Below are 20,227 nucleotides of genomic sequence, written 5' to 3' on the forward strand. Positions count from 1 at the left end.
GCCGCCGTAGCCGACCAGAGTTATCCGTTCAGCTCAGCCGACTCCTCGTCGCTGAGCAACCGGGACCGGATCAGGAACCGCACCCCCTCCGGAGCCTCCAAAGAGAACCCGCTCCCCCGTCCCGGCACCACGTCGATCGTCAGGTGCGTATGCCGCCAGTACTCGAACTGCGGACCGGACATCCACACCGGCACCGCGTCGATGCCCTCCACCGTCAGGTCGCCCAGATGGACGTCGCGAGCTCCGACCCGGAATTCGCCGGCCGGGTAGCACATCGGGGCGCTGCCGTCGCAGCATCCGCCGGACTGGTGGAACATCACCGGTCCGTGGACTGGCACCAGCCGCCGCAGGAGGTCGGCGGCGGCTGGGGTCAGGTCCACCCGCTGCGGCATCAGAAGAAGCCCAGCGCCTGGTCGGAGTAGGAGACCAGCATGTTCTTCGTCTGCTGGTAGTGGTCCAGCATCATCTTGTGGTTCTCGCGGCCGATGCCGGACGCCTTGTAGCCGCCGAAGGCCGCGTGTGCCGGGTAGGCGTGGTAGTTGTTCACCCACACGCGGCCGGCCTGGATGTCGCGGCCCGCGCGGTAGGCGGTGTTGCCGTCGCGGGACCAGACGCCGGCGCCGAGGCCGTACAGGGTGTCGTTGGCGATCTTCAGCGCGTCGTCGTAGTCGTCGAACTTCGCCACGGACACCACCGGGCCGAAGATCTCCTCCTGGAAGATGCGCATCTTGTTGTCGCCCTCGAACACCGTCGGCTGCACGTAGTAGCCGCCGGACAGGTCGCCGCCGAGGTCGGACTGCGCGCCGCCGGTCAGGACCTTCGCGCCCTCCTGCTTGCCGATGTCGATGTAGGACAGGATTTTCTCGAGCTGGTCGTTCGAGGCCTGCGCGCCGATCATCGTCTCGGTGTCGAGCGGGTTGCCCTGCTTGATCTTCTTCACGCGCTCGACCGCGTCGCCGAGGAACCGGTCGTAGATGCCGGACTGGATCAGCGCGCGCGACGGGCAGGTGCAGACCTCGCCCTGGTTCAGTGCGAAGAGCGCGAAGCCCTCCTGCGCCTTGTCGTAGAACGCGTCGTTGGCCGCGGCGACGTCGTCGAAGAAGATGTTCGGGCTCTTGCCGCCCAGCTCGACCGTCACCGGGATGATGTTTTCGCTGGCGTACTGCAGGATCAGCCGCCCGGTGGTGGTCTCGCCGGTGAACGCGACCTTGCGCACGCGGTTGCTCGACGCGAGCGGTTTGCCCGCCTCGACGCCGAAGCCGTTGACGATGTTCAGCACGCCCGGCGGGATCAGGTCGCCGATGATCGACAGCAACAGGTGAATCGACGCCGGGGTCTGCTCGGCGGGCTTCAGCACGATCGCGTTGCCCGCGGCCAGCGCCGGAGCGAGCTTCCAGACCGCCATCAGCAGCGGGAAGTTCCACGGGATGATCTGCGCGACGACGCCGAGCGGCTCGTGGAAGTGGTAGGCGACGGTGTTGTCGTCGATCTGCGAGATGCCGCCCTCCTGGGCGCGCAGCGCGCCGGCGAAGTAGCGGAAGTGGTCGATCGCGAGCGGGATGTCCGCGGCGAGGGTCTCGCGGACCGGCTTGCCGTTCTCCCAGGACTCGGCGACCGCGATCTTCTCGAGGTTCTGCTCCATCCGGTCGGCGATCTTGAGCAGGATGTTCGCGCGCTCCTCGGGCGAGGTGCGGCCCCACGCGGGCGCGGCGCCCTCGGCCGCGTCGAGCGCCCGGTCGATGTCGGCCGCCGTCCCGCGGGCGATCTCGGTGAAGGTCTTCCCGGTCACCGGGGTCGGGTTCTCGAAGTACTGCCCGCCGGCCGGCGCGACGTATTCGCCGCCGATGTAGTGGTCGTAGCGGGTCTCGTAGTCGACGACGGAGCCGTCGGTGTTCGGTGCGGCGTATACGGCCATCTTGCCCTGCCTCGTTGCTGGTCGGTGACGGTCGGCGGCGACCGTAGGCCGGGCAACGTTGCGCCGACGTTGCAGCCTTGTGACCAGGGTCTCTACTCTCGTGGACGTGGCAGAGGCGCCCGAACCCGACCTGTTGCGCGATCCGGAGTCGTACGCGCGGCTGCTCCGGCATGTCCGCGAGGCGGTGCTGTCCGGGTCCACCTCGCCGCGTTCGCCGCGCTCGGTGGTGTCGGCGTCGTGGGAACGCTCGCTGGCCGCGCGCGTCGACCCGGACGCCGGCGAGGCCCCGCTGATCTGCGAGGCGGACGAGCTCTCCGACCTGCGCGCGGAGCATCCGCTGGCCCCGGTGCTGCCGCTGTTGCGCGAGATGCTGGTGAGCATCGCCGACGACGCCGAGCACATGATGATCGTGACCGACGCGAACGGGCTCATCCTGTGGCGGGAGGGCGCGACCGGCGTGCTGCTGCGCGCGGACCAGGTCGCGCTCACCGAGGGCACGCGGTGGAGCGAAGAGGCGATCGGCACGAACGCGATGGGCACCACGCTCGCGACCGGGCAGCCGGTGCAGATCTACTCCGCCGAACACCTCGTCCGCCGCTATCACACGTGGACCTGCGCGGCGGCCCCCGTACGCGATCCGGACACCGGCGCGTTGCTCGGTTCGATCGACGTCAGCGGACCTCTGCGCACGGTGCATCCGGCGATGTTGTCGCTGGTCACGGCCACCGCGCAGCTCGCCGAGGGGCGGTTGCGAGCGCAGCTGGCGGTCCGCGACGAGAAGGTGCGGCGGGCGAACATGCCGCACCTGGCGTCGTTGCGCGGACGCCCCGGCGCGCTCCTTTCAGCGGGCGGACGGGTGCTGGCCGCCGAAGCGTGCACCCTTCCGTCCACTGTGGAGGTACGGAAAGGCGGCGGCACCGTGACGCTCCCGGACGGCCGGATCGCCACCGTCGACCCGCTCGACGACGGCTACCTCCTGCGGATCGCCACGTCCGGCTCCGCGACCCGGCGGAAGTTGTCGCTCGAGTACCTCACCGATGGCCCTGGATCGACCACTGTGGACGGTCGGGACATCCCATTCACCCTGCGGCACGCCGAATTGCTGACTCTGCTTGCGCTTCAGCCGCGCGGTTTGTCGGCGGAGAAGCTGGCGCTGCAGCTGTACGGCGAGACCGGCAATCCGGTGACCGTGCGCGCCGAGATCCACCGGTTGCGCACCCAGCTCGGCACCGGGGTGTTGCAGACGCGCCCGTACCGCCTCGCGGCCACGGTGGACGCGGATTTCCTGCGCGCCAAAGCAGCTCTGCGCGCCGGGGACGCCGCGGCGGCGGTCCGGTCGTTCCAGGGCCCGCTGCTCGCGGAGTCGGAATCGCCCGCGATCCTGGAGGAACGCGAGTCGATCAGCGCGCAGGTCCGGCAGCTCGCGTTGAACAGCCGGGACGCGGACACGTTGTGGGCGTTCTGGGAAACCTCCTGTGGTGTCGATGATCTGGCGATCCTGGACGCGCTGGCCTCGGTGCTCGAACCGTCGGATCCGCGGTTGGCGGCGGTGCGGACGCATCGGGCCCGGCTGGGTTGATTCTTACCGTGCCACAGCAGTCTCCCTGATCGCCTCGTCCACCGGAGCCGGGTAATTCAGCTCCAAATACAACTCCCGCAGCAACAAGCCGTCCATGTGCTGCACCGTCAGCCCCGGCTGTTTTCCGCTCAGCCCGTTGAGAAATCCGCCGAGCTTGAACGCACCGCGCACCGGCCAGGAGGGCATCGACCGGATCCGGCGCGGGCGTCCCGCTGCTGCGGCCAGCCGGGCGAACATGTCCGTCCACTGGAGATTTTCCTCTGCTACCGGGACGTCCGCGCCGGATGCTTGCTCCAGCGCGTCCACCGTCGCGACGCCAACACCGCGCGCACTCGTCGCCGCGGTCCCGCCGGGAGGCGCGAAGAGCGGCGAGTTGGAACGGACCCACTTGACGATCGGCACCGACCACTGCGGCACCCGGTCCTCCGCAACGCCGAAGACGAACGGCACCTCGATCACCGCCACCGGCAACCCCGGCCCAGCCGTTTCGCGCGCGACGCGAGCCTGCTCCAGCCGACTGCGCACGTACGGATGCTTCGCGGCCAACCCCCACTCAGGATGTACGCGGTCGAAGTACGTGTAGTACGACCCGAGCACCGCCGCGCGCGTACAACCTGCTTCGCGCGCCGCGCGCAACAACGCGGCGACAGGCGCGACGTTGCCCGCGCGCAGCCGAGGCTCGACCGGTCCGCGGCCGACCGCACGGTCGTCCATGCCACCGCCGAAGACGACACCGTCGTGTCCGTCGAGCGCTTCGCGCAACTCCGCGTGCGAAGCCTTCGAGACGTCGAGCGTCCGGTCGATGCCTGCACGCGCCGTCCGCGCGACGGCGGTCGTTTCGTGCCCGCGGTTCCGCAGTTCGTCGAGCACATGCTGGCCCAGCAGTCCGCTGCCGCCCACCACCAAGATCTTCATGGTCCGTTCCATTCGGGCTTGTCGTCAGCCGCACTGCATCAAGCAGCGGGCAGCGTCGAACCGGCCTGCCTTCAAATCGTCCGGCCGGATGAGCCAGTACAACATTCCGACGTCGCCCCACATCATGTCGGTTTCCTCGGCGCTGTCGAACTGGGCGAGCAGCACCCAGCGGGCCGCTTCCTCCTTGTGCCGCGGATCTTCCCACCCGCCCTCGAGCACTTCCGCCGCGATCTCGTTCTCCACGGCACCCTGGACTGGTGCGGCAAGGCCGCCGACCTGATGCCGCCGCGTGCCCTGGGCGACTTCCCACGTCATCTCCCCGAACACATCGGTGCCTGACCGCCCAGGACCGAGGACCGTCTTGACCGCTTCGGCCAGAGACTCTCCGCTCGCGATCGTGGTGTGGTCCAGCAGGAAGTGCTCTCGTTCCGGCGCGGTGGCCACGATTTCCGCGAAAACGTCCCGGCGCGGGTACGGATCGAGGCCGGACGGGGGCGTCCGTTCGGCGACGGGAGTGCCTGCGGGCACGAAGAGCACTCGGTACCCGTCGGCATCGCGGGGCAGATCGTGCTGGTAGCGATCGGGGGTGTAGCGGCCGTCGAAGCAGAAGAACAACAGCGTTCCGGCCTCCGGCAGCGGGATGGTCACGAACTCGCGCGGCAGCGTCGCGCAGTCCACCGCGGCGACGAACGTCAGCGGCCCATGGTCCGCCCAGGCAGGCCATTCCACCGCTTCCGGCAACGCCGGGTTTCCGCCGAGCTGCCCCACCCGTGGACCGGTGCCGCGGGACACCAGCCGGATTCCGGGTTGAAACAGCTCGATCCATTTCGCCGCCACCTCAGCGGGCAGCCGATCCTGAGCGAGAGCGCTGAGTCGATCTTTCCATGCCGTCACTCCGTCATGATGGCGCGGCACACCGACAAAAACGCTCGAGCAGCTTGCCCGGCAGAGGTCTTCGCTGCCCCTGCCGGGCCCCGCGATCAGCGGAAGATCACGTCCGAGCAGGAGTAGAAGGCCTCGCCGGAATCGGGCCAATGGCGTTGCCAGATCGAGTAAATCAAGTGCCGGCCGGTGCGCCCGCCGGGGATGTTCGCCTGGAGCTGGTAGGCGTTGCCCGCGATCGGCGGGTTGTCCTGCTTGTAGAACGGGGTGTCTTCGAGGTCGGACCACTTGAGCGGTTTCGTCGGGTCATAGCCCGGCTTGGTGACGTACAGCTCGAAGGTGCCCTCGTGCGCGGCGGTCAGCTGGTACTGGAAGGTGTACGGGCCGCTGCTCGGCAGCGTGGTCGCCGGCCAGTCGTCGCGGGCGAGGTCGAGCCCCTTGTACTTGTCCCGGCCGGCACTGCACAGCTTGCCGTCCGGAATGATCTCGCGGCTGCGGCCGCTGGCGTCGCCGATGTTGACCTCGTCCCAGTCGTAGATCGGCCAGCTGTCGCCGACCGCGATGGCGGCCTTGCACGCGGCGGACTGCGGATTCTCCGGACCCTCCTGGAAACACTGCATGATCCGGCTGATCGGGTTGCCCATCGAACCGTGCGCGAGTGCGGGAACGGCGGTGAACACCGAAACCGTCCCGAGCACGGCGGTCAGTATCCCGACTTTGACGGCGGAGCGGGAAAACTTCATCGCGGGTTCCTCTCATGAGAGGTCTAGACCAAACCCACGGTAAGGGCGCGGCAGCGGCGCGCTGTAGACCCGAAAGTCGGGCGCCCCCGAGGTAGACACCGTCTACCTACTTTGATAGACAGTGTCTACAAGATGAACCAGGGGTTACGGAGAGCGGAATGGGTTTCCACACGTTCGTCGCCGTCGGCGACAGCTGCGCGGAGGGGCTGGACGATCCCTACCCGGATCACAGCCGGTACCGCGGCTGGGCGGATTACGTCGCCGGGCGGCTCGCGCGCGACGAAACCGCGTTTCGCTACGCCAATCTCGCCGTTCGCGGGCGGCGGCTGGACCAGATCGCCGCGGAGCAGTTGCCCGCGGCCGAGCGGCACGAACCGGATCTGATCGCGTTGTTCGGCGGCGGCAATGACGTGATGAGCCGCGGCTGGGACGCTCGCACGGTCGCTCGGCGCGTCGACGCCGCGATCCGGCAGTGCACCCAGATCGCGCCCACCGTCGTCACCTTCACCTTGAGCGACATCGCGCATCGCATGCCGCTCGGCGGGCGGATGCGACAGCGGGTCACCGCGCTCAACGACGCCATCCGCGAGGCTTCGGTCAGCTACGGCGCGAAGCTCGTCGACCTGTGGCCGGACCAGGCCGCGCACGATTCGCGCTACTTCGGGCCGGACCGGCTGCACCTGTCGCAGGCCGGGCATCTGCGCGTCGCCGGGCACGTGCTCGACCGGCTCGGCGTCACGCACGACGGCAGCTGGCTGCGGCCGCTTCCTGGCGCTCCGGCCCAGGGCAGCGCGATCGCCGACCTGCGCTGGCTGTGGCAGGAGGTGCTGCCGGTCGGGATCACGCGGCTGCGCAACCGGCTCACCGGCCGGTCCCCTGGCGACGGCTTCGTGCCGAAGCGTCCGGAGCTGCTGCCGGTGGCCTTCTCCGAAGCTCAGGTATGAGCGCGCGACAGCGGTTGATCCGCACCGCAGCGGATCTCCTCGTCGGCTCCGGCGTCGAGGCCGTGACGTTGCGCGGTATCGCGAAGGCGGCAGGCGTGTCGCACGGTGCGCCGCTTCGCCACTTCTCGGGACGCGCGGAGTTGCTGTCCGCGGTAGCGACGCTTGGCTTCACACAGCTGCTCCATCGCGGCGCACAGTTGCCCGACGGCACCCCGCGCGAACGCGTCACGGCCGCCTGTCACGCGTACGTCGACTTCGCGGTGGCGAACCCCGCCATGTTCGAGCTGATGTTCCGTCGCGACCTCATCGACCCGGAGGAGCCAGGGCTGGTCGCGGCCAGCAGCGCCGTCTTCGACACCTTCGCCGAACTAGTGCGGCTCGACCGCGCCGAAGCGGACGACGATCGACTGCGTCCGGGTACGGATCCTCGGCTGGTCGCGGCGTCGCTGTGGGCAGCGCTGCACGGTCTCGCACAACTGTGGTTGTGGGGCGGGTTGGCCGGAGCCAGCTTCGCGCCTTCGCCGGAATCGGCGTTGGCGGTGACGCTCGACGCGTATCTGGGGTGAAGCTCAGCGGAGAGCCCGGAATCCTCCCCACCCCTGGCTCTCCGCCGAACAGCGGGAATGGATGACCATTCAAAAACGACCGTAACCGCTCGATCGCGTCCGCGGAATCCGCCCTTCGCCGCAGCCTCGGGTAAACCCTGGCGGTAGGCGGCCTGCCGCGATCGCGGTACGGAATTGGGAAACCGCCGGTCAGGCAGGTAGTTTCGGGCGCGTGATGCGGATCCTGCGGGCGCGGCCGCTGTGCACGGATTCGCTGCTGGCGGCTGCGGTCGGACTATTCCTTTTCGCCGGAGCGGCGGTCCACCACGGCTCCCTCGGCGATCGGCCGGGGCTGTTCGGGCTGCTGCTCGCCGCGGCGGGCGCGGTGCCGCTGGTGGTCCGCCGGCGCTACCCGATCACCGTGCTGCTCGCGGTGACCCTGCTGGTCGGCGCGTTCGCGCTGGCCGGGTACCGCGCGACGCTCGGCCGTCCTGACCTGCTGATCGCCGCGTACACCGTGTGGGCGCGCTATCCGGTCCGGCAAGCCTGGCCGCCGTCGCTGTTCGCGGTGGCCGGGTTCGAGGTCACGATGCTCGTCGGCGACAGTTCGAATCCGATCGGCGACACGGTGATCGCGGTGCTGCAAGCGTCCGCGACCGTCCTTATTGGACACTCGGTCTACCTCCGCGGGCTCGCCCTGCACGCGACCGCGGAACGGGCCGACCGCGCCGAACTGGCGGTCGTCGAGGAGCGGCTGCGCATCGCCCGCGAGCTGCACGACGTTGTCTCGCACCATCTGTCGGTGATCTCCGTGCAGGCCAACCTCGCGCGGTACGTCTTCGAGTCCGCGCCGGACACCGCACGCGGCGCGCTCGACACGATCACCGGCACGACCACCGAGGCGCTGGACGAACTCCGCCGCCTGCTCAGCGTGCTGCGGCCGCCGCACCACGAGCCGGGCGAATACCGTCCACAGCCGGGTCTCGAAGAGCTTCCCTCGCTGGTCAGCCGGGTCCGCGAGGCCGGGCTGACCGTGCGGCTGCGCGTCGCCGGAACGCCGCGGACGTTGCCGTCGGGGCAGCAGCTGTGCGCGTACCGGGTCGCGCAAGAAGCGCTGACGAACGTCTTGAAGCACGCTCCGGAATCCTTCGCGACGCTGGACGTCGAGTACCTGTCCGACGCACTGCGGCTGAGCGTCGCCGACTCCGGCGGCGGACCGCGCTCCGACGGCAATCCCGCCGGTCACGGCCTCGTCGGCATGCGGGAACGGGCGCGTATGTACGGTGGCGAGATCGAAATCGGGCCTCGCGAACCGGCGGGGTTCGAGGTGGTGCTGACCCTCCCGTACTCGGACCGGACCGGCGGAGAACCGAAGTGACCAGTGTGCTCGTGGTGGACGACCAGGATCTCGTCCGCGCCGGGCTCGTCGCGCTGCTCAACGCCGCGCCGGGCGTCGAGGTCGTCGGCGAGGCGCGCGACGGGATCGAGGCCGTGCACGAGGCGGCGCGACTGCGGCCCGAGGTGATCCTGATGGACATCCGGCTGCCCGGTCTCGACGGCGTGTCGGCCACCGCCCGCATCCTCGCCGGGCCGGACCACCCGCGCGTACTGATCCTGACCGTCTTCGACCTCGACGAATACGTGTACCGCGCGCTGCGGGCCGGCGCGGCCGGATTCCTGCTCAAGGACAGCCCGCCGGAGACGCTGATCTCCGGCATCCAGGCGGTGGCGCGCGGGGACATGCTGTTCGGCCCGACGATCACGCGGCGGCTGGTCGAGGCTTACACGAGCGCGCCGCCCGCGGAGCCCGCGCCGGAACTGAGCGGGCTGACCGAACGCGAGCGCGAGGTGCTCCGGCTGGTCGGCACGGGGATGCCGAACGCGGAGATCGCGGCCCGGCTGCTGGTCAGCGAGGCGACGGTGAAGACGCACCGCAACCGGCTGATGCCCAAACTCGGCATCTCCAGCCGGGCGCAGGCGGTCGTCGTCGCTTACGAAACCGGTTTGGTCCGGCCAGGACGGTAGCCGAATTCGCGGCGCAGCACGCGTTCTCCCCGGCTTTCGTCCCTCCAATGTGGACAGTAATCCTCGGCTGACAGCCGCGACCAGGCCGTTCGGACCCGAGCCGACCACGGCTGCGACGAACCGGGCGCCCAGTGTCACTCCCGAACATCTGATCGAATATTGTCGTACCCCACGCCTACCGTGCACCCCATGCCGGTCCGCACGGGCCGCGCCTGCTGGAGAGGGGGGTCATGCCCGACCACGACACGTTGCTGGAGCGCGTGCGGAAGCTGCTGGCCAAGGCCGAGGACCCGGCCGTCACGCCCGCCGAAGCCGAGCTGTACAACACCAAAGCGGCGCAGCTGATCGCGCGGCACGGGATCGACAACGCGATGCTGGCCGCGTCCGGGCAAAGCGGCGACGACATCACGGTGCTGAAGCTGCCGATCTCCAATCCGTACAGCCGTGACAAAGCCAGCCTGCTCACCAGCATCGCGTACCCGTTGCGCTGCCGGACCTTGCTGCACCGGGTCGGCCAAGGGGTCGAAGAGGTCACCGTGTTCGGCTTCCGCACCGACCTCGCTCGGGTCGAGCTGCTGTTCACCAGCCTGTTGCTGCAGGCGAGCACACAGCTCACCCGGGTGCGGCCGGAGGAACGGGTGTTCCGCGAATCGCTGGCGGCGTACCGGCGGACGTGGCTGCACGGCTTCGCGCGCGCGGTGCACGAACGGCTGACCGCGGCGGAAGAAAACGCCGCGCGGACGTACTCTGATGTCGCCGGCGGGAAGTCGGCGGAACTGGTGGTGCGGGATCGGACGGCGCTGGTGCAGCAGGCCTTCGACCGCGAGTACGGCGACCTGCGCTCGGCGGCCCCGCGACGGTTGTCGGGGTCCGGATACCGGGAGGGGCACCGGGCCGGGACCCGGGCGAATCTCGACCCGGCGGCGCTGGGAAGGCGGCGGTCAGCGCTTCCGGTGCGCTGACCTGGAGGGCGTCGTGCTCCGCATCGAAGACCTCGCCGCCCGGCCGGAGCTGCGCGTTCCCGCGCTCCAGCTGGGATTCGTCGGCGGGGAGTTCCTCGGCCAGGGCCTCACCGCCGGGCTGGCGAGCTCGAGGCGGATCGCCCCGGAGTTCTTCCTGGTCCTCCTCGACGACGACGTACCGGTAGCGCGAGCGGCGGCGATTCCCGTCGCCTTCCCCACCCCGGAGCGAACTGAACTGCCCGACCACGGCTGGGACGGTGCTCTCGTCTGGGCCGCCGAAGACCACCTCGACGGACGGGCACCCACCACGCTGGTCGCGCTGGAGGTGTACGTCGCGGAATCCGCGCGCGGGCAAGGGATTGCCGCCCAAGCGCTCGTGGAGTTGCAGAACCGGGCGCGCCGGGCTGGGCTTTCCCGGCTGGTCGTGCCGGTGCGGCCCACCGGAAAACCGCCCTTGGAGTCCATTGTGGACTATCTCGGCCGAGGCACCGATCCCTGGCTGCGCAGTCACGAGCGGCTGGGCGCGAAGTTCCGGAAGATCGCGCCGTTCGCGATGACCGTCACCGGCACGCTCGCGCAGTGGGAGCAGTGGACCGGCATCCGGCTCGAAGACGGACACACCGTCGTGCCCGGCGGAATCGCCCCGGTGCTGGCGTCGACGGAACAGGATCTGGGCGTGTACGTCGAGCCGAACGTCTGGTACGAGCACCCGCTCTGACTACGCCTGCTCCCAGCCAGGCAGCCAAACCCCGTCCCCGGGTTCCTGCCCGGTCACCAGGTGATCGCGCAGTTTCCGCACGTCCGGATGCGCGGGCTCGCGCCGCCACAGCAGCGACATCGGGTACACCGGCGTCGGGTCGACCACCAGCACGCGGCGGAGGTCGTACTCGTCCGGCCAGAAGTAGCGCGAACCAGCTCCCACGAACGTCGCCAGGTCCGGCGAGGTCGCCAGTTCGTCCAGCATCGTTTCGTTGCCGAAGACCGGGCCGGACACATCGATGGTCAGGTCGAACGCCTCGGCCAGCTCCGCGTAGTACGCGCCCCATTCCATGCTCGCCGACAGCCCCGGCATCCAGATCCGATGGCCGGCGAGTTTCGCGATCGGCACTGACGGCAGGTCGGCGAACGGATGGCGCGGGCCGACGAGCAGCTCGTGCGCGTCGTAGTCCACCACCCCGCTCGTCACGCCGCCCGGCAGGTCGTGCTTCGGGACCCCGCGGAACGCCGCGTCGACCGAACCGGCCGCGACCGCGGCGACGGCGGCGTCGAAGCTCAACTCGGCGCCGGTGGTCACGATCTCCAGCTCCACCTCCGGGAACGCCCGGTGGAAGCTCAGTGCCAGCTGCGCCGACTTGGTCCGCCGGTTCAGCACGTCCACTCGCAACGGCCGCTGCTCCGGGCGCACCGCGGCGAGCGCGCTTTTCTCGGCGTCGAGCAGCACCCGGGCGTGCGGCAGGAACGCCTCGCCATCGCTGCTCAACCGAGCCCCGCGCGCGGTGCGGGTGAACAACTGCACCCCTAGTTCGCGTTCCAGCGCGCCGACGCGTTTGGACACTGCTTGCTGCGTGATCCCCAGCTCCGCGGCCGCTTCCTGGAACTGCCCTCCGTCCACGACGGCGACGAAGGTCCGCACGAATTCCAGCTCCACGGACCAATCCTAAGCGCTCGCGCCGCCCGCCGCGGCGAGTTGCCCCGACCCCGCTACTTGTCTGAGGAGTTGTGCTACGCTCCGCCTCGATGTTCACGCGCTTCCTTCTCCTTCGCCGCCACGGCGGGGCCTGACCGGACCGGCCCCCCGCCGTGGGGCAAGCACGCGCGCCGGTCGGCTCCCGACCACTTGAAGGACCGCAGATGAACACCGTTTGGAACCGGCAGCGACCCTCTCGCATGCCGTCGTACCGCTACCGCGACGTCTACCAGCGCGTCGACGTCCCCAACGCCGGCCGCGCCTGGCCCGGCAACCGGATCACCCAAGCCCCGCTCTGGGTGCCGGTCGACCTGCGCGACGGCAACCAGGCGCTGGCCGAACCGATGGACCCGGCGCGCAAACGCCGGTTCTTCGAGCTGATGATCAGCATGGGGTACAAGGAAATCGAGGTCGGCTACCCGTCCGCCTCGCAGACCGACTACGACTTCGTCCGGCTGCTCGCGGACACCGATCTGGCCCCGGAAGACGTCACCATCGTCGTGTTCACCCCGGCGCGACGCGACCTGATCGAGCGCACCGTCGAGTCCGTCCGCGGCATCCGCAACGACGTCGTGATCCACCTGTACACCGCCACCGCGCCGACCTGGCGCACAGTGGTCCTCGGCCACGATCGAGCGTCGCTGAAAGAACTGATCCTCGACGGTGCCCGCGACGTTCTGCGCGCGACCGGCGACCGGCCGAACATCCGCTTCGAGTTCTCCCCCGAGGTCTTCAACCTCACCGAACCCGATTACGTCCTGGAAGTCTGCGACGCGGTCACCGAAACCTGGCAGGCGAGCCCGGATCGTCCGGTAATTCTGAACCTGCCGGCGACCGTCGAGATCGCGACGCCCAATGTGTACGCCGACCAGATCGAATACATGCACCGCAACCTCGCGCGCCGCGATTCGGTAATCCTGTCCGTGCACCCGCACAACGACCGCGGCACCGGCGTCGCCTGCGCCGAACTCGCCGTGCTGGCTGGGGCCGAGCGCGTCGAGGGCTGCATTTTCGGCAATGGCGAGCGCACCGGGAACGTCGACTTGACGACGCTCGCGCTGAACCTGCACGCACAGGGCGTCGACCCGATGATCGACTTCTCGGACATCGACGAGATCCGCCGCACCGTCGAGTACTGCAACCGGATCGAGGTTCACGCGCGGCATCCGTACGTCGGCGACCTCGTGCACACCGCGTTCAGCGGCACCCATCAGGACGCGATCAAGAAGGGCTTCGCCGAACATCACGCACGCGCCGCGGAAACCGGCGTGCCCGCCCGCGAACTGGACTGGCGCGTCCCGTACCTGCCGATCGACCCGGCCGACCTCGGCCGCGACTACGCCGCCGTGATCCGGGTGAACTCGCAGTCCGGCAAGGGCGGAATCGCCTATCTGCTGGAAAACGAGTACGGCATCACGCTGCCGCGGCGGCTGCAGATCGACTTCGCGCGCCGCGTCCAAGGCCACACCGACGGCTCCGGACACGAGGTGACCGCGACCGAACTGTGGCAGCTCTTCGAAGCCGCCTACCTGCAGCCGAACCCGGCGATCACGTTGTCCCGCTTCGAAAACTCAGCCGACGAGCACACCAGCATCACCCTGCGCGTCGACGGGATCGAGCACACCAGCACGCACAACGGAACCGGTCCGGTCGAAGCGCTCACCGCGGCGCTCGGCGAGCACGGGCGGAAGGTGGACATCGTGGCCTTGCACCAGACGAGCATCGGCTCCGGCAACGACAGCGAAGCGTTGACACTGCTGGAATATCGCACTGACAGCGGTACACAATGGACAGCCGGACGCGACCGTTCGGTGCTCGCGGCCAGCCTCACCGCGGTGGTGAACGCGGCCTAAGCCCAGCGGTGCGAGCGCGACCTGCGCTCGCACCGCTTCAGCCGCCCCCGCGAAGAAAGGCCAGCACCGCCAGCACTCGACGGTTCCCGTCGTCCGTCGGCGGGAGGTCGAGTTTCGACAGGATGCTTCCGACGTGCTTGCCCACCGCGGCGTCGGACACCACCAGCCGCCGGGCGATCGACGCGTTCGAGTGCCCCTCGGCGATCAGCGACAGGACTTCCCGTTCCCGCGCCGACAGCCGGGCGAGCGGGTCGGCCCGGCGGCGCAGCAACTGGCGCACCACCTGCGGATCCACCGCCGTTCCGCCGTCGACGACCTGGCGCAGCGTCGCGACGAATTCCTCGACGTCGACCACCCGGTCCTTCAGCAGGTAGCCGACCCCGCGCCCCTCGGCGGAGTCGAGCAGCTCGGCCGCGTGGTGGTGTTCGACGTATTGGCTCAGCACCACCACAGCCAGCTCCGGCCGCGTGCGCCGCAGCTCGACCGCGGCGCGCAGGCCCTCGTCGGAATGGCCGGGCGGCATCCGGATGTCGGTGAGCACCAGATCCGGTCCGTGCTCGCGCACCGCGGCGTGCAACCCCTCGGCATCACCGACCGCGGCGACGACCTCGAAACCGAACCGCTCCAGCAACCCGCACAATCCCTCGCGCAGCAGCACCTCGTCTTCGGCGAGGACGACCCGCATCGGCTCTCCCCTCAGCACGGCAGCTCCACTCGCACGACGGTCGGCCCGCCGACCGGACTGCGCACCCACATCCGGCCGCCCAGCACGGCGACCCGGTCGCTCAAGCCGGTGATCCCCGTGCCGCGCGACGGCTCAGCACCGCCCGCTCCGTTGTCCCATACCTCAATGGTAAGCACCCGACCGACAATTCCGGCGGTCACCGAGGCGCAACTGGCCGCGGAGTGCTTGGCGACATTGGTCAGCGACTCGGCCACCACGAAGTACGCCGTGGACTCCACCGACTCCGGCAACCGCACCGGCACCGCCACGTCCACGGTGACCGGCACCGCGCATCCGTCGGCGAGCTCCTCCAACGCGGCGGGCAAGCCGAGTTCAGCGAGCGCACGCGGATGGATGCCGTTGATCAGCTCGCGCAGCTCGACCATCAGCTTCTTGGCCTGGTCATGCGCGTCCGACACCGCCTTCGCCGCCGCGGAATCCGGCGGCAGATCGACCTTCGCGAGCCCGAGCTGCAGACTCAGCCCGACCAGCCGTTGCTGCGCGCCGTCGTGCAGATCGCGTTCGATGCGCTTGCGTTCCGCGTCGAACGCCGACAGCAGCCGGGTCCGGGATTGCGACACCTCGGTCAGCTCGCCGCGGAGCTTCTCGGCGGCCCCGTCGGTGAGCAGCGAACGCGCCAGCATCGCGTGCAGGCCAGCGAACCCGGACAGCAGATAGCCGGACAGAACGAGCAACACCACCCCGGCCAGCGCGTACGGCACCGCCCCACCCGGAGTCGAAACCTCAGTGAAGCCAACGGAAATCGTGTCGTGCTCGTTGACGAGAAGCGGACTCGCCACCAGAACCGCCGCGAACAACGCGACCATGCCGGCCACCGAGTACAGCGCGGGAATCGCGGTGCACAACAGCACCGCGTACCCGAGTTCACGCCACGCCGCCGGTTCGGTGTAACGCGTCCGCATTCGGGGCCACCAGCCCGGTTCACTGATCGGTCCAAACGGGACGGTCACCGGGTTGAGGTCGACCATGCGCAACCGCTGCCGTTCGACCCCGGCGACCACCGCCGCCCACGCCGGGCCTGCGCTCAGGAACAACAGCATGCCGAACACCGAGAACGCCGCGACCAGCCCCAGATCGGAGGTCTGTCCTTGCACGACCCGGCTGACCAGCACCGCGAGCGGCAGCAGGCAGAACCCGAACGGAAGGCCGAACAGCAGCGTCATCGGGCCGGTGCTGAGCCCGTACAGCAGCGCCCGCCACGGCCAGGAGGAAATCAGGAATGTCCGATGCGACAAAGCATCCAGCACAGTGCGCGGTTTCGCGGTTGTCGAGACGGTAGCCACGAGATCCAGATTAGCCAGCGTGCTGCCCGGTTTCGATCAGCTTGCCCGTAGTCTCGGAGGTAGGGCTAGGCATACCCGGCACGCGGTCCTGGCCTTGACTTCAAGTTAAGTTGAAGTTCTACCTTCGGCGTCGTGACCGAAACGACTGACGCCGGAGTGCGGCGCCCACCGAGATCTCTGCTGGCGACGCTCCTCGGCGTCAGCACCATGACCATCATGGCCAGTGCCACGATCACGCCCGCGTTGCCGGGCATGCAACAGCACTTCGCCGCGGAACCGCACGCGGAGCTTCTCGTCCGGCTGGTGCTGACGTTGCCGGGGCTGGCGATCATGGTCTCCGCGCCGTTGCTCGCCAAGCTGAGCGGCCGGACCGGACGCGTGCCGCTGCTGCTCGCCTGCCTCGCCCTCTACACCGTCGGCGGCGGGTCCGGCCTGCTGCTGGACTCGCTCCCCGCGCTGCTCGTCGGACGGGCCGTGCTCGGGATCGGCATCGCCGGGATCATGACCACGTCCACCGCGCTGATCGCCGACCACCATGACCCCGAGGAACACGGCCGCGTGCTCGGATTGCAAGGCGCGGCAATGGGTTTCGGCGGCGTCGTGGCGCTGCTGCTCGGCGGCTTGCTGGCCGCGCTTGACTGGCGCGGTCCGTTCGCCATCTACCTGCTCGCGATTCCGATGCTGGTGCTCGTGCTGCGATTCGTGCCGGACGCGCCCGTCCAGCCGACCGATCCGGCGGACACCACCACGGCCGCGTCGCCGTGGCAGCCAAGGTTGCTCGGGTTGTACGCGTTGATCTTCATCGGCGTCGTGGTCTTCTACACCGTTCCGACACAGGCACCGTTCTGGCTGGCCGAAGTCGGCGGCGCCGGACCGGCAGTCGCGGGAGCCTTGATCGCCGCGGTCAATCTGGTGATGACCTTGGTGGGCCTGAACTTCCGCCGGCTGCGGGCCCGTTGGTCCTTCCCCGCGCTGGCCATCGCGATGTTCGCCGCGTTCGCCGTCGGGCTGGTCGTCCTCGGTACCGCGAGTGCATTGTGGACAGCCGCGCTGGGCATGGTCGTGGTCGGACTTGGCATTGGGCTGCAGAACCCGACCGTGAACGGCTGGCTGGTCTCCACCGCCTCCCCTGGGGTGCGAACCAGGGCGCTGGGGTTGCTGACCTCCGCGTTGTTCCTCGGCCAATTCTCGTCGCCGCTGATCGCGCAGCCGGTGATCGACGCCGTCGGGATGGGGACGACGTTCGTCCTGGCTGGAGCGTTAGCCGCGGCCGTCGGGATTGTCGTGGCTGTCATCCATCGGCGATGACACGTAGTCGACGACCTGCGCGTGCGTCGCGAACCAAACCCCGTCGTGCGAAGCGATGTGCTCCAGCAGCTCGGTGAGAATCGTGATGCGGGAACGATGTCCGATGATGTGCGGGTGCATGGTGAGTTGGAAAAGGCCGCCCTCGGCCAAGGCTAGGTCGAACTCGTCACGCCAGATCGGCAGCACTTCCCGCGGCGGGGTGTACGGACGCTGCGAGCCGAAGCGGTTCATCGTGAAGTACGGCGCGTCGTCGCGGATCCATTCCACCGGAAGCTCGACGATGCCAGTCGGTTCGCCGTCGGCGAGGATCTCGTAGCAGCCGTTGTCCGCCATCAACGAGGAGTCGTAGGCGAGGCCCAGTTCGCGGATGATCGCGAGGGAACTTTCGGAGAAGTCCCAGGACGGCGTGCGGATGCCGACCGGACGCGTGCCGGTGAGCCGCTCCAGCGTGTCGGCGGCCCGGAAGGTGAGGTCACGTTCAGCGGTGGGCGGCAGTTGGGCGTTGCTTTCGTGGATCCAGCCGTGCAACGCGACTTCGTGCCCAGCATCCACATAGGACTGAACCTCGCCGTCGTGCAGCAACGCCGACACCGCGGGCATGAAGAACGTCGACGGCACCCCGAACCGCTCAAGCAGCTTCAACACCCGCGGCACGCCGACCCGCGAGCCGTACTCGCCTTGTGAGAGCTTGCCCGGCAGCACGTGGCCGTCGCGCAACGAGATCGTCTCGTGGTCGGAGTCGAACGACAACGCCACGGCCACCCGCGCCCCGCCCGGCCAGGAGTCCGGCCGCAGCGGCCGCCCGGCACGCACGCGCTCGACGTGGCCCCGCCAGGTTTGCTCGCTCCACTGCCACGGTTCGGTCATGCTTCCTCCCCCTGCGCCGCGAGGCTTCATCGTATCGCTGTGCCACGATGAGGCACATGCACGACGAAGAGCCCGAGAAGCCGGCCAGCGGGGTCCGGACGATGAACAGCGTCCTCAGCACGCTGCGAGTCTTCGAGGAAGTCGCCCAGCGACAGCCCATCGGCGTCTCGGAGCTTGCACGGTGCACGGAGATCCCGAAGAGCACCGTGCAGCGCGGGCTGATCACGCTTCAGCAGGCAGGATGGCTGAAAGTCGTGGACGCCGAACGCTCGCGCTGGGGTGTCGCGCCGCGCGTGCTGGCGCTCGGTCTGCGCGACTGCGGGAAGCCGGACCTCAAGGAGCTGGCCGACCCGGTCGTCAAACGGCTCGCCGCGGAGACGAACGAGACCGTCATGCTGGCCGAACGCGACGGCGACAATCTCGTCGTCATCGCCACTCAGCACACTGACCAGGTCGTGCGGGTCGTGCTGGATGTCGGCACGCGCGTCCCGCTGCTGGCCACCTCCGGTGGCACGGCGATCATGGCGCGGCTCGACGAATCCGAGGTCGAGGAGCTGTTCACCCACGAACTTCCCGAGTTCGCCCAGAACCCGGCACCGGATTTCGTCGCCCTCCGCCGCGACATCGCCTTGACCGCGAAGCGTGGGTACGCGCTCAACGGGTCCTCGTCGTGGTACCGCCCGCAGGTGTCGTCGATCGGCGCGGCCATCACGGACCCGGCCGGACGGCCAGTGGCGACGATCACCCTCGCGATTCCCGACATGCGCTACACCCGCGCCCAGGAGAAGACCTTCGCGCCGCTGGTCGTGGCGGCAGCAGCCGAGGTCAGCCGCCTGCTCGCCGAAAGCTGACACGATCCGTGCCGCATTGCGGAATGACGCGTACCGTGTTGTGGCATGAGTGAGTTTCCGGAGACGACCCCGTTGCGCTTGCGCGACGTCATCTTCCGCAACCGCGTCTGGATGTCCCCGATGGCGCAGTACGCGGCGGGCCCGGACGGGCTGCCGACCGAATGGCATCTGGCGCACTACGGCCCCCGCGCGATCGGCGGCGTCGGGCTGGTCATGGTCGAGGCCACCGCGATCAGCCCAGACAACCGGTGCACCGCGGCCGACCTCGGGCTTTGGAACGAGGAACAGGCGCTCGCGCACCGGAAGCTGACCTCGTTCGTCGCCGGCCACGGCGCGGTGCCCGCGGTGCAGCTGAACGCCGTCGGCCGCAAGGGATCGCACCAGGTCCCGTGGGTCGGCGACGGGCAGAACGGACCGGTGCCGGTCGCCGACGGCGGCTGGGAGCTGATCGCGCCGTCGGCGATCCCGTTCGGCGACCTGGCGATGCCCCGCCCGGCCACTGCGGCCGACCTGGACCAGGCCGTCGAGGATTTCGCGCACGCGACCCGGATGGCCGAGCTGGCCGGTTACCAGGCTGTCGAAATCCACGCCTCGCACGGCTATCTGCTGCACCAGTTCCTGTCGCCGCTGTCCAATCAGCGCACCGACGAGTACGGCGGGAGCCCGCGGAACCGGATGCGCTTCCCGCTGCGCGTGGCCCGCGCCGTGCGGGAGGCGTTCCCGCAGGACAAACCGGTGTTCGTCCGCATCACCGCCACCGACTGGGTCGAGGACAGCATCGCGCTCGACGACGCCGCGGCGTTCGCCAAGGAACTGGCGGCGATCGGGATCGACCTGCTCGACGTGACCTCCGGCGTGCTCGTGCGCGATCGAGGCGCCCGGCCGCCGAACCGGGAAGGCGTGAACGTCGAGTTCGCCGCCGCGCTCAAGGAAGCGTCCGGGCTGGCGGTCGCGCCGGTCGGCCAGATCACCGACTTGGCTGCCGCGGGCCAGATCATCCGCGAGGGCAAGGCCGATGCCGTGCTGATGGGCCGTTCGCTGCTGCGCGACCCGTACCTCGCCCTGCGCAACCAGTCCAAAGACGCCTGGCCCGTCCGCTACCACCGCGCTTTCTGAGGGATTA

20 protein-coding genes are annotated in these 20,227 nt (G+C 69.3%); 11 read left to right on the forward strand and 9 right to left on the reverse strand.

Features of this window, described 5'->3' with window-relative positions; genetic code table 11:
- Positions 1-20: 20 nt before the first annotated feature.
- Positions 21-392 (reverse strand): DUF779 domain-containing protein, encoded by a 372-nt coding sequence (locus tag WA670_RS35295; protein ID WP_037811174.1) that lies wholly within the window; start codon positions 390-392, stop codon positions 21-23.
- Complete coding sequence (adh, locus tag WA670_RS35300) at positions 392-1,915, reverse strand: aldehyde dehydrogenase (protein ID WP_037811172.1); 1,524 nt, start codon at positions 1,913-1,915, stop codon at positions 392-394. The genes WA670_RS35295 and adh overlap by 1 nt, the downstream gene beginning before the upstream one ends.
- 100 nt (positions 1,916-2,015) lie before the next feature.
- On the opposite strand from adh, the gene WA670_RS35305 reads away from it, so the two are divergent.
- The gene (locus WA670_RS35305; RefSeq protein ID WP_238604193.1) at positions 2,016-3,494 is read left to right on the forward strand and encodes a helix-turn-helix domain-containing protein; all 1,479 of its coding nucleotides are present in this window, start codon (positions 2,016-2,018) and stop codon (positions 3,492-3,494) included.
- Between the two features lie 3 nt (positions 3,495-3,497).
- Here the strand turns inward: WA670_RS35305 and WA670_RS35310 are convergent, their stop codons facing one another.
- The 3 genes from WA670_RS35310 to WA670_RS35320 form a co-directional block, all read right to left on the reverse strand.
- Positions 3,498-4,409 (reverse strand): NAD-dependent epimerase/dehydratase family protein, encoded by a 912-nt coding sequence (locus tag WA670_RS35310; protein ID WP_336160575.1) that lies wholly within the window; start codon positions 4,407-4,409, stop codon positions 3,498-3,500.
- A 24-nt stretch (positions 4,410-4,433) separates the two neighbouring features.
- Positions 4,434-5,303, reverse strand: coding sequence for a YwqG family protein (locus WA670_RS35315; RefSeq protein WP_037811171.1), 870 nt, complete (start codon positions 5,301-5,303; stop codon positions 4,434-4,436).
- A gap of 86 nt (positions 5,304-5,389) precedes the next feature.
- Positions 5,390-6,034 (reverse strand): lytic polysaccharide monooxygenase auxiliary activity family 9 protein, encoded by a 645-nt coding sequence (locus WA670_RS35320; RefSeq protein WP_037811170.1) that lies wholly within the window; start codon positions 6,032-6,034, stop codon positions 5,390-5,392.
- 158 nt (positions 6,035-6,192) lie between these two features.
- Here WA670_RS35320 and WA670_RS35325 point away from each other — a divergent pair, with 158 nt between their 5' ends.
- From WA670_RS35325 to WA670_RS35350, 6 genes are all read left to right on the forward strand, one after another.
- Positions 6,193-6,978 carry an SGNH/GDSL hydrolase family protein gene (locus WA670_RS35325; protein ID WP_037811169.1) on the forward strand — a complete coding sequence of 262 codons (786 nt, stop codon included), beginning with the start codon at positions 6,193-6,195 and terminating at the stop codon, positions 6,976-6,978.
- The gene (locus WA670_RS35330) at positions 6,975-7,544 is read left to right on the forward strand and encodes a TetR/AcrR family transcriptional regulator (RefSeq protein WP_009083495.1); all 570 of its coding nucleotides are present in this window, start codon (positions 6,975-6,977) and stop codon (positions 7,542-7,544) included. The genes WA670_RS35325 and WA670_RS35330 overlap by 4 nt, the downstream gene beginning before the upstream one ends.
- Positions 7,545-7,758: 214 nt before the next feature.
- Positions 7,759-8,901: a sensor histidine kinase gene (locus WA670_RS35335; RefSeq protein WP_037811168.1), complete on the forward strand. Its 1,143-nt coding sequence runs from the start codon at positions 7,759-7,761 to the stop codon at positions 8,899-8,901.
- A complete protein-coding gene (locus tag WA670_RS35340; RefSeq protein WP_336160578.1) occupies positions 8,898-9,548 on the forward strand; it encodes a response regulator transcription factor in 651 nt (216 codons plus the stop codon). Before WA670_RS35335 ends, WA670_RS35340 begins: the two co-directional genes overlap by 4 nt.
- A gap of 230 nt (positions 9,549-9,778) precedes the next feature.
- Positions 9,779-10,510 carry a DUF2786 domain-containing protein gene (locus WA670_RS35345; RefSeq protein WP_037811165.1) on the forward strand — a complete coding sequence of 244 codons (732 nt, stop codon included), beginning with the start codon at positions 9,779-9,781 and terminating at the stop codon, positions 10,508-10,510.
- A 13-nt stretch (positions 10,511-10,523) separates the two neighbouring features.
- Positions 10,524-11,228: a GNAT family N-acetyltransferase gene (locus tag WA670_RS35350; protein WP_134729224.1), complete on the forward strand. Its 705-nt coding sequence runs from the start codon at positions 10,524-10,526 to the stop codon at positions 11,226-11,228.
- On the opposite strand, the gene WA670_RS35355 is transcribed toward WA670_RS35350, so the two are convergent.
- Positions 11,229-12,158 (reverse strand): LysR family transcriptional regulator, encoded by a 930-nt coding sequence (locus WA670_RS35355; protein ID WP_134729226.1) that lies wholly within the window; start codon positions 12,156-12,158, stop codon positions 11,229-11,231.
- 203 nt (positions 12,159-12,361) lie between these two features.
- On the opposite strand from WA670_RS35355, the gene WA670_RS35360 reads away from it, so the two are divergent.
- Complete coding sequence (locus WA670_RS35360; RefSeq protein ID WP_336160579.1) at positions 12,362-14,050, forward strand: 2-isopropylmalate synthase; 1,689 nt, start codon at positions 12,362-12,364, stop codon at positions 14,048-14,050.
- A gap of 37 nt (positions 14,051-14,087) precedes the next feature.
- Here WA670_RS35360 and WA670_RS35365 read toward each other — a convergent pair whose 3' ends face one another.
- Positions 14,088-14,735, reverse strand: coding sequence for a response regulator (locus WA670_RS35365; RefSeq protein ID WP_037811162.1), 648 nt, complete (start codon positions 14,733-14,735; stop codon positions 14,088-14,090).
- 11 nt (positions 14,736-14,746) lie between these two features.
- Positions 14,747-16,078, reverse strand: a complete 1,332-nt coding sequence (locus WA670_RS35370; protein WP_051728832.1) for a sensor histidine kinase — start codon at positions 16,076-16,078, stop codon at positions 14,747-14,749.
- Between the two features lie 132 nt (positions 16,079-16,210).
- Between WA670_RS35370 and WA670_RS35375 the strand changes: the two genes are divergently transcribed.
- Positions 16,211-17,386 (forward strand): MFS transporter, encoded by a 1,176-nt coding sequence (locus WA670_RS35375; protein ID WP_275290769.1) that lies wholly within the window; start codon positions 16,211-16,213, stop codon positions 17,384-17,386.
- Here the strand turns inward: WA670_RS35375 and WA670_RS35380 are convergent.
- On the reverse strand, positions 17,339-18,253 hold the full coding sequence (locus WA670_RS35380) for a polysaccharide deacetylase family protein (protein WP_336160583.1): 915 nt from the start codon (positions 18,251-18,253) through the stop codon (positions 17,339-17,341). The genes WA670_RS35375 and WA670_RS35380 overlap by 48 nt on opposite strands.
- Before the next feature lie 56 nt (positions 18,254-18,309).
- Here WA670_RS35380 and WA670_RS35385 point away from each other — a divergent pair, with 56 nt between their 5' ends.
- Together WA670_RS35385 and WA670_RS35390 are read left to right on the forward strand one after the other, a co-directional pair.
- Positions 18,310-19,104, forward strand: coding sequence for an IclR family transcriptional regulator (locus tag WA670_RS35385; RefSeq protein WP_336160585.1), 795 nt, complete (start codon positions 18,310-18,312; stop codon positions 19,102-19,104).
- Between the two features lie 45 nt (positions 19,105-19,149).
- A complete protein-coding gene (locus tag WA670_RS35390) occupies positions 19,150-20,220 on the forward strand; it encodes an NADH:flavin oxidoreductase/NADH oxidase (RefSeq protein ID WP_336160587.1) in 1,071 nt (356 codons plus the stop codon).
- The last annotated feature ends 7 nt before the right edge of the window (positions 20,221-20,227 follow it).

It is taken from the genome of Amycolatopsis sp. VC5-11, assembly GCF_037034185.1.
Taxonomy (GTDB): Bacteria; Actinomycetota; Actinomycetes; order Mycobacteriales; family Pseudonocardiaceae; genus Amycolatopsis; species Amycolatopsis nivea.

Coding starts and splice junctions, on each gene's coding strand:
- WA670_RS35295 (WP_037811174.1), bottom strand. CDS start 392: ATGCCGCAGCGGGTGGACCTGACCCCAGCCGCCGCCGACCTCCTGCGG.
- adh (WP_037811172.1), bottom strand. CDS start 1,915: ATGGCCGTATACGCCGCACCGAACACCGACGGCTCCGTCGTCGACTAC.
- WA670_RS35310 (WP_336160575.1), bottom strand. CDS start 4,409: ATGAAGATCTTGGTGGTGGGCGGCAGCGGACTGCTGGGCCAGCATGTG.
- WA670_RS35320 (WP_037811170.1), bottom strand. CDS start 6,034: ATGAAGTTTTCCCGCTCCGCCGTCAAAGTCGGGATACTGACCGCCGTG.
- WA670_RS35325 (WP_037811169.1), top strand. CDS start 6,193: ATGGGTTTCCACACGTTCGTCGCCGTCGGCGACAGCTGCGCGGAGGGG.
- WA670_RS35330 (WP_009083495.1), top strand. CDS start 6,975: ATGAGCGCGCGACAGCGGTTGATCCGCACCGCAGCGGATCTCCTCGTC.
- WA670_RS35335 (WP_037811168.1), top strand. CDS start 7,759: ATGCGGATCCTGCGGGCGCGGCCGCTGTGCACGGATTCGCTGCTGGCG.
- WA670_RS35345 (WP_037811165.1), top strand. CDS start 9,779: ATGCCCGACCACGACACGTTGCTGGAGCGCGTGCGGAAGCTGCTGGCC.
- WA670_RS35360 (WP_336160579.1), top strand. CDS start 12,362: ATGAACACCGTTTGGAACCGGCAGCGACCCTCTCGCATGCCGTCGTAC.
- WA670_RS35365 (WP_037811162.1), bottom strand. CDS start 14,735: ATGCGGGTCGTCCTCGCCGAAGACGAGGTGCTGCTGCGCGAGGGATTG.
- WA670_RS35380 (WP_336160583.1), bottom strand. CDS start 18,253: ATGACCGAACCGTGGCAGTGGAGCGAGCAAACCTGGCGGGGCCACGTC.
- WA670_RS35385 (WP_336160585.1), top strand. CDS start 18,310: ATGCACGACGAAGAGCCCGAGAAGCCGGCCAGCGGGGTCCGGACGATG.
- WA670_RS35390 (WP_336160587.1), top strand. CDS start 19,150: ATGAGTGAGTTTCCGGAGACGACCCCGTTGCGCTTGCGCGACGTCATC.